The sequence below is a fragment of the Paenibacillus endoradicis genome (assembly GCF_024721975.1).
On sequence record NZ_JANQBB010000002.1, the window covers coordinates 799,992 to 818,008 of the forward strand.

Consider the following 18,017-nt stretch of genomic DNA (forward strand, 5'->3'; position numbering starts at 1 on the left):
CCATATAGATGATGGTATATCTATGATCTTACTATGGAATAGTGATATTTTATAGAGTTATTCACAAATAATTAAACGCTTTCAATATCCACAGCGACATAACTGCTTTTTTCAGTTGTACACATGTGGATAATGTTTTTTTGGCTTATTAAGAGGTGAATATGTGAGTAAGCTGTGGGTTACGGGGATAACAAAAGCCCGCATTGTGCATATGTGATATTCATCCACATATGTACAGCAGGCTTTATATCATAACACGATTATTTACAGCTTTAAAGCTAAAATTCCAATGATTTTTATCGTAATAAGACTTTGTCTTTACGACCGTGTAAGATGTAATACACAGGTATACAAATAACAATAAGTACGGCCATAGATAAGAAGATTGCACGATAACCACTTGCAGGCACGATGAAACCTAAAATGTACGGTCCCAAGCCAAGGCCAAGATCATACAAAATAAAATAAGTTGACGTAGCTAACCCTACGCGATGACTAGGTGTAACTTTTACCGCAACAGCTTGAGCAACGGAATTAAAATTACCATATCCAACTCCAATCAGTACAGCAGAAACTAGAAGTACCCACCCTACTGTTGCTTGGCTGAATAAGATCATTCCGATTGCAAATAATACTAGACATGGATATACAATAATATTAGCACCACGAGCATCAAATATTTTACCTGTGATCGGTCTAGAGAAGATAATGATAAGGGCATAAACTAAGAAAAAGTAACCCGATGCTTCTACCAAATTAATATCTTCCGCATAAAATGAAAGAAATGACATTACACCTGAATAAGAGAAACCAACTAATAAAGCAACAAAGGAAATCGGAACTGCACGGATCTCAAGAAATTTTGATACAAAAGATGTGGATCCATGACTTGTTCCTTTTGTTAATTTAATAACGGGTACCTCAAGTTTAGAGATCATAATAATGACTATTGAAATAACTGAAACGATAACATTAAGAGCAAACATCCAAGTAAATCCGCTATCTAACTTCAGTAACCAAATCCCAATCAATGGTCCAATAGCGGTAGCAAGAATTGCACTTAAACTATAATATCCAATCCCTTCACCTTTACGTGATTGAGGAACAATTTGAGCAATTACTGTACCTGATGCTGTTCCTACTATACCAACTGCAATACCTTGTAGTAATCGTGTGATCATTAAGAAACCAATACCAATGTGAATAAAGTACAGACATGATGTAAAAAGAAATGTAATAATTCCTATCCACAATATTTTCTTTGAACCTAATGAGCTAATTAATCTACCCGAAAACAATCGACCAATCAATGAGCCAATAATAAAAATACTAGATACTAAACCTGCTGTACTTGTTGAAGCATTGTATTCTGACTTTGCATAGGACGCGATTGTTACCATTAATAAATAAAACATCAATACAATCAGAAAATTGATTAATGATACAATCATGAACTGTTTCGTCCATAATTTCTCTTTCTCCACTTCTTAACCCCTTCTCGTCATGTTTTTGTACATATTTTCAAGCACTTCTTGTAAAGCAATTTGTTGCTGTTCATCTATTCCTTCAAATACTTCTTCAAGATAGGGATGAATTTTATATTGAATTTTATCGTATTGCTCTTGCCCAAGCGGAGTAACTACCATTATTTTTTGACGCTTATCTACACCTGTTCTAATTTCAATTAGTTGGCGCTTAACAAGATTGTGAGCGACTGGAGTAATCGTTGGATTTTCCATTTGCCATTTCGTTGCTACATCAGAATATGTGGACTCCCCATTCTCTACAACATAGCGTAATAGTGCCCATTGAAGTGCAGTAAAGTTATACGGAATTAACAATTCGGTCAGACCATTAATGTACAGACGAGAAACTAAACGAAGATTAGACATTAAACTTTGTTTCAAATGAATACACCTCCCTATAATTGCTTATTACTAACTTATGCTTTTCGTTGCGAATCATCTTTGTCTGCATTATAGTTAGTTAGGCTAACTAACTATAATACTTTTTTGGATTTTTGTAAATGTTAATAAAAAAGCAATTGGATTTCATGATGAAATCCAATTGCTTTGCTCGACTATCACTACCGTCATTACTTCGCTTGTATCCATACTTCTCCTAACCATGTGTTAACCTTTGACCAGTTCCCTGTTTGTGTAATTACTTTGATTTCTTGTGGAGATAAATACCCTTTTACTTTTGAATTTTCATAAGGAATAGCATGCATCGTAGTAGATTTAGAAATTTTTACTGTCTTTTCAGCAGTTTCGATCTCTGCATCCGCTACATAAATGTATTTTTCACCTAACCATGTATCAACACGATACCATTTATCCCAATGAGCAGAAGATTTAATGGTTGATGGTGAGATGGAAGCATAAGCAGAATCGCTTTTACTCATCGAATGATATATTTTTGTTTTCTCTGTTAACGTAATTTCTAATTCTTCTTCTACTAATTCGCTTTGAACTTTATCTCTCCATAATGTATAAACATTTTCTGCCAACCATATTGGAACTTCCTTATTACGTTTCCACTCTTCGGCAAATTGATTCAATTTTACTGGTCTTTCGCCACTGCTTATTGCTAGTTCGGGTGTATAAGCAGGACGTTTGAACGTTTGAATAAACCAATCTGAATATCCTCCTCCAGAAGGGTTAGCTGTCGGCGTCATTAATTTATATCCTGTCATTTGTGCTAATTGTCTAGCTAATTTTGTATCTCTAGCTATATTGCTCTCAGCATTATGAAAATTCCAGTAAATCACTTGTCCGGAAGAATGATATGACATCGTCATTTGTGGATCAATCTCGTATGTAAAAGTTATAATAGCTTGATTTTCTTTTGTTTGTAATGGTGCGCTTCCCTTATAATTAGCATAATTCGTTTTACCGGGATTAGATCTGATATTCGCCCAATCTGCCGGGTATTGTCTATTGAGATCAATGCCTTTAGCGTTAGCTTTCCATCTCGAAAAGTCCGTTTTCCCATCATTCATCGCAAGTATTGCGTTTCTATCTTCTTGCGGAAATGCGGATACACCTTGTTGAACAAGTGTAACTCCATCTGCATTTACCATAGGTACGAACCACAGCGTGACGTGATCAAGTAATGTATTTACTTTCTCTTCTGTCTCAGAACGTGTAAGCAAGTCTTGAATCTGATTCATAACAATAGCTGTTGTAAAATACTCTCTTGCATGATGTGATGCATTAATAAATGCTGTTGGCGTCCCTTTTCCAATTGATATTGCATAGATATCGCGATCATATTCCGTCTTTCCTATCGTTTTCAATTCAACAAGATCGGGATAACTCTTCTCTAGTGCAATAAGATCTCTTTTCACCATCTCATAAGTATATTCTTTTTTTTGTTTTACAACATCCGCAGCATTTGCATGGTGAAATGGCATTAGCATAGCTAGGATGATCAGACCAGCTACTATTGATTTAATCCTCATTACGTTCCTCCCAAGATGATGACAATTTGCAATCTATTATGACTATAAATATAGTAAAACCTGATTAAAGGAAACATATTGATATTTTTACAACAATATATATAACTTACCTAAAAAATGCCTTCATATCAACTAGATTAATAGAACTTTTATACTATATTTCATAACCATCGACATTAAACCTATTAATCCGACAATAAAATTGACTATTAAACTATCATATGTTAATTTATAGAAAAATGTCTAGGAGGTAATTCCCATTAATTTTACTCATACAACGCTATCAAGGTCTATGCTACTCATGTTATCGGTACTAATTTTGCTAACATGCTCACTACCAAAGACCCATGCAGCAAGTTCATCCTACACAGATGTTAACAATCATTGGGCAAAAGAGGCTATCCAATGGGCGCAAGAAAACAATGTTACTACTGGATATTCTGACAATACATTTCGTCCGAATAATAATGTAACTGAGGCAGAATTTGTTACAATGTTACTAAGAAGCTTCAATTATTCTTTGCCAACAACGGATAAAAGTCAGCATTGGTCAGAAGCTTCGTATCAAGCAGTAAAAACATTGAATTATCCTGTTAACGGCAGCAAAAATATGGATAAGCGCAATAGTAGTATTAAACGTGGAACCGTTGCTGATATTATTGCAGGAGCTAACGGCGTTAACTATACCGGAGATTATTCTATTCAGTACTTACTCGTTAATGAATTTTCTAAAGGTAAATCTTCAAAAACAGTAAATGGATATCAAGGTTATGGCTTATTAACACGTGCAGAAGCCGTTCAATTTATTAAAAATCTACATGATAATGGGATGAAAGAGCTTAAGGCTCGTCCAGTTGAATTATCTGATATTAGTTTATTACCTGCTATCGATAAAGGTAAAACCTATATTATTGGCGATGAGCAAATTTCACTAGATTACGAGCCAGCAGAAGATCAAATCTATCATAACTATAAACTTTCAGAGTCTCATGCCAATGTTGAGTGGAGTATTATTGTAGCTGATGGAAATACTATTCCAACTTATTATGCAGAAGAAGATGCCATTACCAAAGAGACCGTATATCAAAGCTTACAAATAGATAAAAAAACTGGCGTACTTAAAACAAGTTGGGCATTATGGATAGGAGATATTACCGTTGTAGCTACTTCAAAATCAACTGGTGAGGTCATTGCGACGAAGGATATTCATATAAGCTATAACAATATTAATGAGATTGTTGTCAGTAATGGTCTTATTGAGTTCCATTTAGTAGAAAATCTGAAATTTGATAGCTATGAATGGGAGAATAAAATCTATGAATACGCTACTAACTTAGATGAAGTTGAATTCTCTTACGAATTCCTTAATCATGACGAGCTTTATTATATTGACGTTACCAAACGTTATTACGATAAAGATAAGAAAGTCGTATACTTTGAATTCGAACCTATCATCCAAACTTCTCAAGATCAGATCATCTTCATCTCTGCTGGATATGCAGAGAGTACGGTTATTTCTTATTTCCTATTAACGATTCCAGGAAAAGAGTAAAACTAATAATTATTCGCATTCTGTTAATTAGCTAGTTCCCTACAATTATAAGCACAATAGCCCCACTACTTATGCATTGCGCATTTCGTAGTGGGGCTATTATTTTCTTTGAATATTAATTAATGAGGTCCAACAACGCTAAAGCGAGCTTTTACATGGTTAGCGTTATCGATTTCATCAACAATTGCAATCGCATAATCACTGTAGCTAATATAGCTTTCTTGTTGATCGTTCAAAATTAACTGATCGCCACCAACTTTGTAAGTACCACTACGTTTTCCTTCTGGATCGAAGAAGCCACCAGGACTTAGGAATGTCCAGTTAATACTTGAAGCTTTCAAGTCCTCTAAGTTGCGTCCTTGATTACTTGCTGTTGCATAGAACATTTCAGGGAAATCAGCTGTATCCATTACTTTTGTTGTCAATTCAGGATCAACATACAAACTTCCTGCACCACCAACAACAATTAGACGAGTTGATACGCCTTGGAATATATCAATAAGATGTTGACCAAGCTCCACATGTAGCTGCTCGGAACCGAACGGAGCACCAAAAGCATTAACTACAACATCAAACCCTTTAATGTCTTCAGTCGTAAGTGCTTGAATATCCTTTTCAATAACGTTAACTTTACCATTACTTACTTTTGATGCATCACGCACGAACGCAGTAACTTCAAACCCACGATTCAATGCTTCCTCCACGATGTTAGACCCTGCTTTACCACTTGCTCCAATAACTGCAATTTTCATTTTGTTTCCTCCTAAGAATTTTTATGTTCTTCCTGTTGCAACTTCTTGTTCATAAAAAGTTGCTTCGTAAGCATTACCTTTTTTATTGACTACTTGAGTTACATCTTGCAAATAAAAAATACTTCGAAAGCATGGTCCGATTGAAAAACAAAAGTAACTTTAATTGTTACATTAAAAGTTAGAAAAAAAGATCGTCCAGCTTTCACTAGATTCGATCTGTTATCATGCCCAATGTCACTTGCGATAATTCATCCTCAAGCTTTTTTCCCAAACTTGCATAGACTTCACTCAAGCTACTCTCGATCTTACGTCCAACACGACAATCTATATTGGTATCCTTATGAATGGCAAATAGCTCATGATCAGGTGTTACCGCATTATAAATTTCGTATAGCGTAATATCATTTACAGCTTTCGTTAGAGACATCCCTTTCGTTCCTCGACCGGAACGCAATAGACCTGCCTTCTTAAGGGAGGATGTAATTCTCCTAATGACAACTGGATTCGTATTGACACTACCAGCAATCCATTCGGATGTCAGTAATTCCTTTTGCTCAGTAAGAGCAATGAGACTCATCACATGGATTGCGACAGACATACGATTGTTAACCATTTGTCTCACCTCAATGTAATTATTATAGTTACATTTAAACGGAATTGCAATAGCTACTTCTTCCTCATTATTTGGAAGCCATTATTAAAGCGTTACTCTTTTACTATAACTTTTAAATAGTGTAGCACATAAAACGTCTAATATTAATAGCTAGTTTATTGCTTTAATAGCTATTGATACAGACTTCCGTTACTTAACTTCTGTAAACCTTCCATATCTATAATGACGATTCCATTGTAGTGCTTCTGAATTAATTTTTGATCAACGAACTTTTTGATAACACGATTCAAATGTCGGTAGCTAGTTCCCAATAATTCTGCAATTTCAGTTAGCTTAGTCGTTTCTAATTCGCCGCGTTTAAATTTCAAATGTTCTGTATTTTGCGCGATAGAAATCAAATAGCTTGCAAAACGATTTTCTACTGAAGTAAGGACGTTCACACTTGCCGATAAGGAGATACTATTTAATTTATGTGAAACATGATCTAGTAAATATCTTAGAAATTGGGCATGCTTCAATTCATACTCTTGAAGTGCTCGATAAGGAATCGCAATAACCGTCGACGTATTAATTGCCTCTACAAACACTTTTGCTTGTTCACCATTAACAAGCTCCATATCACCAATTAATGATATCGGTTGGCAAAAGCGCAAGAGCAATGTGCGTCCATTAGGCAAAGCTGTAGATATTTTCAATTTACCTTCTACTTGAATATATAAATGTTGCATTTGATCTCCATTTTCAACTAATAAATCGCCAGGCTGAAGTTGTCTCAAGCTCATCTGTGCAAAAGTTGTTTCATGAAATAGCTGCGCCATATCGTATTCGGTTAGCCATTCCTTAATCCGTAGTTGTTCTTGATCATGAGTCATACGTATTACCTCCAAAAACTTTTCATTACTTTATAATCTATACAGTTTGCTCAACTTCAAAAAGGAAAATATAATTACCATTAACAAATTAGGACATATGTCCTTTTGTGAGTTGAGGTTATTGCCTATAATATACAAGGAACATGAGAAGAACCTTAATTATAACAGTATCATGAAAAGGAATGAGTATTTACATGAACATCCGGGTTATCGCTTTGACGATTGCAGCTTTTGTTGTTGGATTAGTTGAACTTATTATTGGAGGCATTCTTCCTCAAATCTCGGAAGATCTAAATGTTAGTATTTCCTCCGCTGGCTTACTTATTACAGTTTTTTCACTTGTTTTTGCTATCGCAGGTCCGTTATTATTGTCTGCTACATCAAAAATCGAGCGCAAAAAACTTTTATTAATCTCATTAAGTATTTTCTTCGTTGGTACGATGATCGCCTTTCTTGCACCCAATTACTACATTCTACTAATCGCTCGAATTGTGAATGCCGCATCAGGCTCACTCGTTATCGTACTCGCTTTAACGTTATCGATTAAAGTTGTACCCGAGCACTATCGTGCTAGAGCTATTGGTTTTGTGTCCATGGGAATTAGTTCGTCCATCGTTATAGGTATTCCCATTGGGGTGTTAATAAGTGATTTTTGGAGTTGGCGAATTATCTTTCTTATCGCTTCCATTCTAACGGTCATTGCCTTCTTTATTATTGTGTTATTTATCGAGAAAGTACCTGGAGGCAAAGTTATTACGATCCGCGAACAATTCCAAGCTGTTAAACAAATCAAAATCGCTTCTGGACATCTGATGATGATGTTTGCTATTGGCGGTCACTATTTGTTCTATGCCTATTTAACTCCTTACGTTCAGCAATATTATGGATTGAATGCAAGCCAAGTAAGTATGATCTACTTCGCGTTTGGATTCTCAGCTATTGCTGGTGGATTTATAGGCGGCATTCTATCTGATAAAATCAATCCACGACGGGCTGTCGTAACAATTGTGTCGACATTTCTAGTAACATTATTGTTAATTTCATTGACTCGTGACAATTTCTATCTCTTTATCCCATTGCTTATTATTTGGGGGATCATGTCTTGGGCAGTATCACCACCGCAACAAGCGTATCTTATTCAAACTAGCCCGAAAACTGGCGATATTCAGCAAAGTATTCATAACTCGGCACTTCAATTCGGAATTGCTGGTGGATCAGCATTAGGCGGTTTTCTTATTGATTTCACAGAAGATGTAACTACCAACAGTTGGGCTGCTTGTATTGTAATGGCTATCGCACTTGGACTAGCTATATTCTCAACAACAAGACCCGTACCACTAGATAACAATGCATAGACATAAATATCGTCAACCATTACAATATAATAACTTATCACTGTAAAGGAATGGCGAACAATTTATGATTAATGAAACAATATTATCTCCACCTTCGGAAAAACAGTTATTTTGGCAAGGTGTTAAAGATTGCATACCTACTTTACTTGGATATATTGGAATAGGTGGAGCTTTCGGTATTGTCGGTTCTGCATCTAATTTTTCAATGCTCGAAATAATATTACTATCAATATTCGTATACGCCGGCTCGGCGCAATTTATAATTTGCGCACTATTAGTTGCACATACCCCGCTATCCGTTGTTGTTTTTACTACATTCATTGTAAATTTGCGACATTTCCTAATGGGGCTAACGGTTGCTCCAGCATTCAAGTCGTATTCTATATGGCGTAATATTGGAATCGGCACTTTGTTAACAGATGAAACATTTGGTGTTGCTTCAACAAAGCTGATGAGTCAACACCGTCTTCAAGCTAGCTGGATGAATGGACTTAATATAACTGCTTATTTATGTTGGATTATTTCCAGTATTGCTGGAGCATGCTTAGGACAATGGATTAATAACCCTGAAATGTTGGGGCTAGATTTCGCATTAACTGCCATGTTCGTTGCGTTACTTATATTACAACTACAGCAAGTTGCGTCTAATAAGTTGAAACCAATGTTACTCGTTGTTGGATATACGATTTTATTTATGTTTATATTGATGCTTTTTCTCCCCTCACATTTCGCAGTTATTATCGCTACAATATTAGCGGCAACGATTGGGGTGTTGACGGAGCGATGAGTACAACGACCTCATTTATATGGATTATTATTGGATGTGCAATTGTTACCTGGTTACCGCGTATTGCTCCATTTATATTAGTTAAAAAAGTTGTACTTCCAGAAGTGATGATGAAATGGTTAAGTTACATTCCGATCTGTATATTAACTGCATTAATTGTAGAGAATGTATGGACAATAGATGGAAAAGGTATTACCGCTATTTCAATCGATCTCCCTTTCTTATATGCATTAATTGCTACTGTTATTGTTGCAATATGGAGCAGGAGCTTATCTTTAACTGTACTGGTTGGAGTTATTGCTATGGCTTTAGTACGTTATTTCATTTAATTACTTCACTCTAATGAGAAGATGACGAATTCTTATAATAGTTAACAACTTATATTTCATTACGCAAAAGGGTCAATCAGCACATGCTGATTGACCCTTTTGTAGTATCTTATTAGAACATTTATAATTGCAGTTTATACATTCTGTACTCGACTAGCCAGCATCTCATAGATAGCGTGAGCAACGCCTGATTCTGTATTACGCTTTGTTGTATATGCAACTTGATTACGAATATGTTCCGAAGCATTAGCCATCGCTACACCTCTTCCTACGGATGTTAGCATAGTAAGATCATTATAACTGTCACCCATTGCCATAATCTCGGATGCATCAATTCCTTTGCTCTTCGCATACTCTAATACTGCATATCCTTTATGGCCATTTAGATTATTCACTTCTAGATTTTCATGTCCAGAACTTGTAATGGCAAGTCCATCTAATTTACGTAATCTTGCATCTGCTTTAACTAGTCGATCCTCATACGTTGTTAATGCAAATATTTTCAAGATTACAATATCATTGTCTTCAAGTAATGGTTCAAATGAGTCTACGAATTTACAGTTTTCATTGCGAACTCTTTCAGCGAACATCATATTAACAATCTTCTCACGTTCTTCTTCTAATAGATCTGGTAGTTCGCGTAAAGCGATATATCTTGAGATTGCTCTGCAACGTTCTTCACTTAGACTGAATGCACCAATGCTAGTCATAAGTTCAAAATACATATCTTCTTCTAATAATATATTATGCACATTACGTACTTGTTCTTTAGATAATGGCTGGCTGGCTAGTAGATTACCTTCTACATCACGAGTTTCTGCTCCATTTAGACTAATAACAGGACAAGAAATTCCCGCTTCTTCTAGAATGGCAGTTACATTGGTGTAAGGTCTTCCTGTCGCTATCACGAATTCAATGCCTTGTTTTTGTGCCTCTAAAATGGCTTGTTTATTTTCCTCACTAATGCGCCAAGTTTGATTTAACAATGTGCCATCCATATCCGAAACTATTAATTTCATAATGCTCCCCCGTTCGTTGTTGTCACTTGTGTAATACACTACTTAAATTGCATGTTCAAAAGCAGGCGTTTAGAACCCAGAACAAGCTAGTTGATAATATTATATATGAAATCACTAAAACATTCGTCTTATCTATGTAAATTATTATTAGTAATCTTTGACTTTCATCTTAAAGGTTCCTCTATTGCTAAACCAACTTATTCATTCCTATAAACGAAATCACTTCTTCACGAGTTGGGATCGACGATTGTGCACCAGCTTTTGTGACCGCCAATGCTGAAGCCGCAACAGCATATACTAAAGCTTGTTTTGTACCTTCTCCTGCAAAAGAAGCAGCTGCAAATGCCCCTATGAATGTATCGCCTGCAGCGGTTGTATCGACTGCTTTAACTTTAATAGCAGGAATACTATATTGCTCACCTTGAACGTCTGCATAGACACAGCCATGCTCACCCAGTGTAATGATAACTCGCTTTACACCTTTTGCAATAAGTAGCATCGCAGCTTGTAGTGCTGATTGCTCATTATCTACTTGAATACCTGTAATGACCGCTGTCTCTGTCTCATTCATTATAAACGTATCGATACTACTCCATAATGTTTGCGGTATAGAAACTGCTGGCGCAGGATTAAGCCAAACTGCAACAGATGCCGTCTTTGCTTGTTCTATTACATACTTTGTTGTATCCCAACTAATCTCATTTTGTAATAGTACAGCGTAGACAGCTTCCCAATGAACATGTTCATCGATGTCTGCAGATGTCAACTTACTATTGCTACCTTTAGCTATTACAATATTGTTCTCGCCTTCCTCATTCACCGTAATAATTGCAATGCCCGAGGCTCCTTGCTTTCGTAATACATGATCTACCCTAACTCCACTTCGTGCGAGTTCATGAGTAAGTTTATCCGCAAATCCATCATTTCCAACGGCACCTATCATGTAACAATTAGCACCTGAACGAGCTGCTGCTACCGCTTGATTAGCCCCCTTGCCTCCTGGGAAGTAAGAAAGACTAATACTATCTATTGTTTCACCTGGTAGTGGAAACTGCTTAACTCCACTAACGATATCCATATTAACACTGCCAATGACAAGTAATTTCTTCAACTTAAAATCTCTCCTACAGTTCAATCTCTATCATCAATTCTAAGTATAACAAAAAACCGTTTTGTGCATGCCTAATTTTAGCTGCACAAAACGGTTTCCCTATGAGAACAAGTTTTAAAAGCGGACTTTCGTCAGTCGAGAAGAGGTGTTAATTTTCGGAAGGAGAACACTCTATAACTCATGTTATTGAGCGTAATCACCTGTGTAGTTTACTAATGATGCATCGGATACTCCTTCAAGCTCAGCAATGGTTTGGAGAAATGAAGTATTATCATCTTTTAATTTAATCTCATAAGTGACTTCAGTATAGCCTTTTCGTACCGTTTTGGACTTCAGTTTACCGCTTAACTTTCTCGTCTCAATACGTACTCCACCTGTAGCTTCATCTGAATGGCGAATAATTAGTAGATATGCCTCTTCACGGATTTTACGCTTACTTAACCAATAAATAACGATACCAATAACAACTGATCCAAATATAGCTAAAGGATATATTTTAGCTCCTACAGCAATGCCGACAGAGATCGCCCAGAACATATAGACAATATCTAACGGATCTTTCACAGCAGTCCGGAAACGTACAATACTTAAAGCACCAACCATACCAAGTGACAATACGATATTCGTACTAATGGTCATAATGATAAGTGCTGTAATCATCGTCATCAATACAAAAGATACATTATAATTGTAGCTATATACTACTCCACGATAAGATTTACGATAAATAAAATAGATAAACATACCTAGACCAAAAGCAACAACTAAACCTAACACCATATCATAATATGAGATCGATTTAAAACTGTCTAGTGTTATAACACTCTTTTTAATAATGTCTTGAAATGACATTAACGTTCCCCCTAGCTCTTTCCCAACTGTATTTCATTCCATTTGCTCAAAGGTAGCAAGTTCCAACACACTCTAATTATTACTGTGTATGCAGATGCATCATTTTTTCTCTACAAAGCACATACTTAGAAATGCTTGAACGATTATGACTAGTAGGACGAAGTAACTGCCTTATGTTATCAGGAAGTACATCATCATACTTCACTTCCATAATTGTTACAGCAGGTGATAATACCTCTGCATGAGAAAGCTGTGGCTCAAATAGATTAGTAGAGTTTGAACCTACAGCTAGTCTCTTATCAAAGGTGATCCTCACATTGCCATAACTATATACGTATGCTTCGCGCCAATAATCTACAATAGTCGTTGGACGATAGCCATAGGTTTGTAATGCTACATAAAAATCACGGCATAACGGCTCTTTGGATTGATAAAGAAATTCATAATTACCATCTATAATTCCATCATATTGCTCCCTAGTAATTTGCACAGCTTCCTTGGCTACAAATTCTCCTATTTTGCTCTTTCTTTCAATGGAAATATAACTATCAGAGTCATTATACGTACGAATCCGAAACTTCTGACGCTTGAACACTCCATCATTTTTCGTTTCGATGGCTGTCCGTTTGGCATCGTCAAAATATAAACTTCTTATGTTGTAACCATCACTCGTTATAGAGTGCTCGTCTAACTGTAATGCGGTCGAAATTCGACTACGCATGGCAATATAGTCATGAAGATGCAAATAGTATTTCTGCTCGGTACGAAGTCGTTGTCCTCTTAATCGCATCTACTTCACCTCAAATTCTCTTAAACCCGCGTAATATTCTTTACTGCTAACAGTAATTGAATCAAAAGGATACTGAACATTACCTTGAGAATCAGTAACTAGTACTTTGAAATAATATCTGCCTGGCGATAATTTTTCCATTGTAAATGTAGTTCCTTTAATCATGTTTTCTTCTTTCACAATCTCTGTGAATTTCATGTCATTGGCAATTTGAATAGAGTAGGTTAATTCATCATCCTGCAAATCAAATGATAATTCCCAAGAGAATTTCAATTTATTATTTACGATTTCAACTTCGTTAAGATAGAACGGCTTCGGTTTTTGCAAATCTTCATAATAGTTTGCCAGATTGGTCTTCGGAGTTGTTTTTAACAGTTCTAATTCTTGATCATATAAGGCGATTGGATCACTTAAGAAGTTTTTATCAGGATTACGATGTAAAAATGGATAAACAATATTGTAGTATTTATCAATTTGCTGTTGAATACTATCTTCATTAATATAGTTATATAACTCTTCCATTTTTTCTGTTAATTTCTCCACATTTTTCTCACTACGGAAATAGCGTGAAGCTAGGACATTACCCCAGTAAATACTTATTCCTTGTTGAAATGGCAACCGAGAATTGAAGTTTCGATAAGCATCATCATAATCCCAAGGCAAGAAGTACCATGTTGTTGAATTAAGTGGTGAATAAAGATAATAGTTTTGCGTCATTGTATCTAAGTTATCCATAAGTAAATTCATCGCTGTCCATGTTAAAAAGTTATCTTCATTAAAATGCTTTTCTATCACTTCGTCTATTGGAATTGTAAAATCATTAACATCTGTAAGCATTTCAATAAGTCTTGTATGCTCTTCTCTACCTTTAACTTCTAATATTGTATTAAAAGCATCCAAATCATACTTCGCATCATCGATATCTTTCAATTCCTCATTTAAGAAAAACTCGAAATTAGTTGCTTTATACAAATACCCATTGGGATCAAGCAAATGAGCTTTCAAAAACTGTTTGTTCGGTTGTTCAATATGAGTAAACAACCCATAATCAACATATTGTCCAGTCTTCTCATTATTGGATAAATCCTTAATATAGACATGAATAAATTGAGTTCTTAAACTTGTCATATCGGGTAGAGTCTCCATTAAATCAAAACTAAGCTTATTCCTAATTCGAGAAAAATCATCAACATGCTTGTTCAAATTAAGTGTACGTTGATCCATATATGTACCAGTATCTGACTTGAACTTGATTTTGAACGATTTTTGTTCAAGGTACCATGTCGTATTACCACGTAGCTCAATCGTGGCATTAGAATCCATATCAGCAAAGCCAAACATCCCTGAAAGTGGTCCTTTATCATCACTTCGTCCCTCTTGCACAATGACATCAAGTTCCTTTGCCGTTGCTTTGTCCGTCTGTCTATTCATAGCATACCAATTGAATGAACCATCATGTTCTTTATATGGCAATACGGTGACATACAAAGTTTTGAGGGATGAATCATCATCCCTCTCATAAACACCTTTATCTTCAATTAGTTCTGTACTTAAGTCCGTTGGAATGGTTACTTCATTAATAATCTCATTCACTGTTTTACCACTACTAGCTGTTAAGGAATCAGTTACAGAACAACCTGTTAACATAATCGCTACTATCATAATAACCGATAAGGCAATGCCACCTTTTTTCTGAATAGAAAGTGCCTTTTTAGCTGATATTTGGCTCATTGGCTGTGAACAGAATGTGTAGTAGTCAATATTCCGTAGAACATACAGTAGTCGAGCAATAACTGCTATAATGGCAACGAATGCCGCGATAAAAATGCCAAGTCCATCATAACCGATTTGCATCATCCAATATGTACAACCTATATTTAGAACAAAGAATAATAATCCAATCCACATAACACCTTTGCGATCATCAAAGTACATAAGGACGTGAGTGAATACGAACACCGTAATAAATAAGAAGTATGCCAATGCTAATATAATAAATAAATCAAGCTGCTCCATCGTAAAGCCAATATACGGTAAAAACTTTATGCCTAATGCAATAGATAATACTGTAAACAATAGTTGAATTTCCATTAAGAAGCTTATTTCTCGAGTTAATGTTTTCTGCATTTGCTTTTTAGCGAGTTTAATATCTTGAATCGTTCCACCTTCTAGCACATTCAAATAGTACACTCTAAACTTTTCGTAAAATGATGTTTCTACTGATACTACAAACGTTACTAACGTAGGCATTACCGATAGAAAGGCATAAAAGACCGGCACATCGTAAAACATGTAAACATGGAATTGATCAGCAATAACCGTACCTTTATTGGAGAACCAATATACGAAATTGTGTAAATATACTCCTGAGTATACAAAGCAGCCTGCAAAGAACAGTGAAGCGAATTTCTTAAAATATTGCAGAAATTCAAAGTAATACTCTGCTGACCCACGAGGAAACTTCTGTTCAAAGTGAATGGAAGACAATAAAATAATAATAAAGAAACCAACATCAATGCCTGTTAATGCACTAATAACGGTAGATAAACTACTGAATTTTAATAGTACCCAACCTACAGCTACTGCTAATATTGCGCCGATAATAAAACTTCTTGTAATGCGCATATAGTCTTTCAGTGCAGATAGGTATACACCTTGTATCCAGATTATGACGAGAAACATAAAGCAGAAGTAGGCCGCCAATTTGTAGAAAAAGTCACCTTCTACTCCCCACAAAAATGAGATTGAAATAATCGAACAAAGCGGAAGCATTAGTAACAATACCCCATAATATGAGGACATTAATCGTTCGTATTTCTTCTGATACATCATATCTGCCACATACCGTGTTAATGTCATAGACACTCCGGATGTCACCACGATCGAAAAAATAAAACAATAAGACATCGTTGCAATGTACAATTCCCAATCCAAGTAGCTTCCACCATTACGCGACATAAGTAGCTGTAACACCATAATTAATGCCATACACAATATCATTGGACCAACAGTCGTTAATGAGGAGTACGCATATGCTCTAATATTGTTAATGAGTCCTTCTTTATGAAAGAGCTTTCTCAGCTCGAAGCCTATCCCTGCCATTGGAATCCCCCCCTAACTCGAGGTATAATCTTCGATAATTCACAATTACATCCTCTTGACGATAATACTTAGACACACGTGTCAACGCGTTTCTTCCCATCTCTTTTCTTAACTTACCGTTCTGGCAAAGCTTAATGACAGCCTGAGCCATTAATTCATAATGCATAACTGGTGTAACAATACCTGCAGGGCCGATATTATCTTCCAAGCCTTCTAACAATTCCTTACAACTACCTACATTTGTAGAAACAAATGGCTTAGAAGCAGCCATCCCTTCTAAAATCGCAAGTGGCTGACCTTCACTTATACTTGTTAGCATTAACACATCCATTTTGCCGATATAGTCTAATGTTTGAATTGTACCTGTAAAATTTACGTCTTTTACTTGTAATGCGTTAACAAGTTGCAAGCATTCTTGATAATAATTTTCATCTTCTTCAAAAGATCCCATGATGTAGAACATAGCATTAGGAACTTCTTCCTTAATTAGAGCAAAGCTTTGAATCATCGATTTAATATCCTTGATTGGCACAACACGAATGACCGCACCAATGTAAATGAGATGATCTGGTTTTTTCTGATCAAGTTCAATGTATTTCTGTACATTTACACCGTTAGGTATTAATTCAATCTTATCGCTATCGCAACCGATTTCAATTTGAATATCCCGATTTCGGCTAAACAATGTCGTTACCCAATCTGCATGCTCATATGAACAATTAGATAGGCGGTAGAAATATTGAATCCACATATCTTTGAAATAACCTTTTACCCAGTCAGCTTTAATTATTTCCTCTTCCCGTTCACGTGAGTATATTCCATGCTCAGTTAGTAGGAAGGGCTTTTTGTAAACTTCTTTAGCAACTGCGCCAATAATACCTGCATAGCCTGTCGATGCGCTATGATATAAGTCTGCTTGGGGGAGTTGTTCACGAATCGTAAGAAATAATGGTAAAATCATCGAACGAACGGTCCAGAACATTTCTGTAAATGGCACGAGCGGATATCGTTCCTGACAAAGTTCCTCTAACACATCAAAGAAATCTTTACTCGCAAGAAAATCTGATACTTGATTAAATTGAGTATTACGTAGCAGTGAGAATAAAACTTTCCAATCAATTTCACCTTGTTCTCCGAGTAATCTTTTCAAATTATCCTTTTGCTCTTTGTTCAACTTAAATCGTTTGCCCCATCTACCATTCTCCAACAAATACGTATCAAGGAATGTCTCTCTTACTTCTACGACGTTAGCAGGTAAAGTATATTTGAATTTCCCCTTTTGCTTTTCTTGCGCAGCAATCGTGAAAATTACAAATTCATGCTCCGGCATACTAGTAATAATGTCATGTATCCAACTTGAAACGCCGCCCGTAACATAAGGATACGAGCCTTCAGCAATAATACAAATCCTCATCATTTC

General features: G+C 35.9%; 16 protein-coding genes. 4 read left to right on the forward strand and 12 right to left on the reverse strand.

Translation table 11 applies throughout. The features are described from left to right. Nucleotides 1-296: 296 nt before the first annotated feature. From NV377_RS09530 to NV377_RS09540, 3 genes are all read right to left on the reverse strand, one after another. Nucleotides 297-1,484, reverse strand: a complete 1,188-nt coding sequence (locus tag NV377_RS09530) for an MFS transporter (protein WP_258200963.1) — start codon at nucleotides 1,482-1,484, stop codon at nucleotides 297-299. Nucleotides 1,485-1,487: 3 nt separating this feature from the next. After that, on the reverse strand, nucleotides 1,488-1,907 hold the full coding sequence (locus tag NV377_RS09535) for a MarR family winged helix-turn-helix transcriptional regulator (RefSeq protein WP_258200964.1): 420 nt from the start codon (nucleotides 1,905-1,907) through the stop codon (nucleotides 1,488-1,490). A 188-nt stretch (nucleotides 1,908-2,095) separates the two neighbouring features. Further along, nucleotides 2,096-3,463 carry a M14 family zinc carboxypeptidase gene (locus NV377_RS09540; RefSeq protein WP_258200965.1) on the reverse strand — a complete coding sequence of 456 codons (1,368 nt, stop codon included), beginning with the start codon at nucleotides 3,461-3,463 and terminating at the stop codon, nucleotides 2,096-2,098. A gap of 301 nt (nucleotides 3,464-3,764) precedes the next feature. Between NV377_RS09540 and NV377_RS09545 the strand changes: the two genes are divergently transcribed. Beyond that, nucleotides 3,765-5,015, forward strand: coding sequence for an S-layer homology domain-containing protein (locus NV377_RS09545; protein ID WP_258200966.1), 1,251 nt, complete (start codon nucleotides 3,765-3,767; stop codon nucleotides 5,013-5,015). Nucleotides 5,016-5,134: 119 nt separating this feature from the next. Here the strand turns inward: NV377_RS09545 and NV377_RS09550 are convergent, their stop codons facing one another. The 3 genes from NV377_RS09550 to NV377_RS09560 all read right to left on the reverse strand — a co-directional run bounded on the left by NV377_RS09550 (nucleotide 5,135) and on the right by NV377_RS09560 (nucleotide 7,252). Beyond that, a complete protein-coding gene (locus tag NV377_RS09550; protein WP_258200967.1) occupies nucleotides 5,135-5,767 on the reverse strand; it encodes an NAD(P)-dependent oxidoreductase in 633 nt (210 codons plus the stop codon). 205 nt (nucleotides 5,768-5,972) lie between these two features. After that, complete coding sequence (locus NV377_RS09555) at nucleotides 5,973-6,380, reverse strand: Rrf2 family transcriptional regulator (RefSeq protein WP_258200968.1); 408 nt, start codon at nucleotides 6,378-6,380, stop codon at nucleotides 5,973-5,975. A gap of 170 nt (nucleotides 6,381-6,550) precedes the next feature. Then, entirely contained in the window at nucleotides 6,551-7,252 is a 702-nt protein-coding gene (locus NV377_RS09560) for a Crp/Fnr family transcriptional regulator (protein ID WP_258200969.1), read from the reverse strand. A 194-nt stretch (nucleotides 7,253-7,446) separates the two neighbouring features. Here NV377_RS09560 and NV377_RS09565 point away from each other — a divergent pair, with 194 nt between their 5' ends. The 3 genes from NV377_RS09565 to NV377_RS09575 all read left to right on the forward strand — a co-directional run bounded on the left by NV377_RS09565 (nucleotide 7,447) and on the right by NV377_RS09575 (nucleotide 9,723). Then, nucleotides 7,447-8,607: an MFS transporter gene (locus tag NV377_RS09565; protein WP_258200970.1), complete on the forward strand. Its 1,161-nt coding sequence runs from the start codon at nucleotides 7,447-7,449 to the stop codon at nucleotides 8,605-8,607. Between the two features lie 64 nt (nucleotides 8,608-8,671). Continuing rightward, nucleotides 8,672-9,394, forward strand: a complete 723-nt coding sequence (locus NV377_RS09570; protein ID WP_258200971.1) for an AzlC family ABC transporter permease — start codon at nucleotides 8,672-8,674, stop codon at nucleotides 9,392-9,394. Continuing rightward, complete coding sequence (locus NV377_RS09575; RefSeq protein ID WP_258200972.1) at nucleotides 9,391-9,723, forward strand: AzlD domain-containing protein; 333 nt, start codon at nucleotides 9,391-9,393, stop codon at nucleotides 9,721-9,723. The genes NV377_RS09570 and NV377_RS09575 overlap by 4 nt, the downstream gene beginning before the upstream one ends. A gap of 134 nt (nucleotides 9,724-9,857) precedes the next feature. Here NV377_RS09575 and NV377_RS09580 read toward each other — a convergent pair whose 3' ends face one another. The 6 genes from NV377_RS09580 to pelF form a co-directional block, all read right to left on the reverse strand. Then, nucleotides 9,858-10,742, reverse strand: a complete 885-nt coding sequence (locus tag NV377_RS09580; protein WP_258200973.1) for an HAD family hydrolase — start codon at nucleotides 10,740-10,742, stop codon at nucleotides 9,858-9,860. A gap of 187 nt (nucleotides 10,743-10,929) precedes the next feature. After that, nucleotides 10,930-11,853 (reverse strand): ribokinase, encoded by a 924-nt coding sequence (rbsK, locus tag NV377_RS09585; protein WP_258200974.1) that lies wholly within the window; start codon nucleotides 11,851-11,853, stop codon nucleotides 10,930-10,932. 183 nt (nucleotides 11,854-12,036) lie between these two features. Beyond that, on the reverse strand, nucleotides 12,037-12,705 hold the full coding sequence (locus tag NV377_RS09590; RefSeq protein ID WP_258200975.1) for a DUF4956 domain-containing protein: 669 nt from the start codon (nucleotides 12,703-12,705) through the stop codon (nucleotides 12,037-12,039). Nucleotides 12,706-12,784: 79 nt separating this feature from the next. Continuing rightward, the gene (locus NV377_RS09595; RefSeq protein ID WP_258200976.1) at nucleotides 12,785-13,495 is read right to left on the reverse strand and encodes a polyphosphate polymerase domain-containing protein; all 711 of its coding nucleotides are present in this window, start codon (nucleotides 13,493-13,495) and stop codon (nucleotides 12,785-12,787) included. Then, nucleotides 13,496-16,597, reverse strand: a complete 3,102-nt coding sequence (pelG, locus tag NV377_RS09600) for an exopolysaccharide Pel transporter PelG (RefSeq protein ID WP_258200977.1) — start codon at nucleotides 16,595-16,597, stop codon at nucleotides 13,496-13,498. Further along, on the reverse strand, nucleotides 16,557-18,014 hold the full coding sequence (gene pelF, locus NV377_RS09605; RefSeq protein ID WP_258200978.1) for a GT4 family glycosyltransferase PelF: 1,458 nt from the start codon (nucleotides 18,012-18,014) through the stop codon (nucleotides 16,557-16,559). Before pelF ends, pelG begins: the two co-directional genes overlap by 41 nt. Nucleotides 18,015-18,017 lie beyond the last annotated feature (3 nt).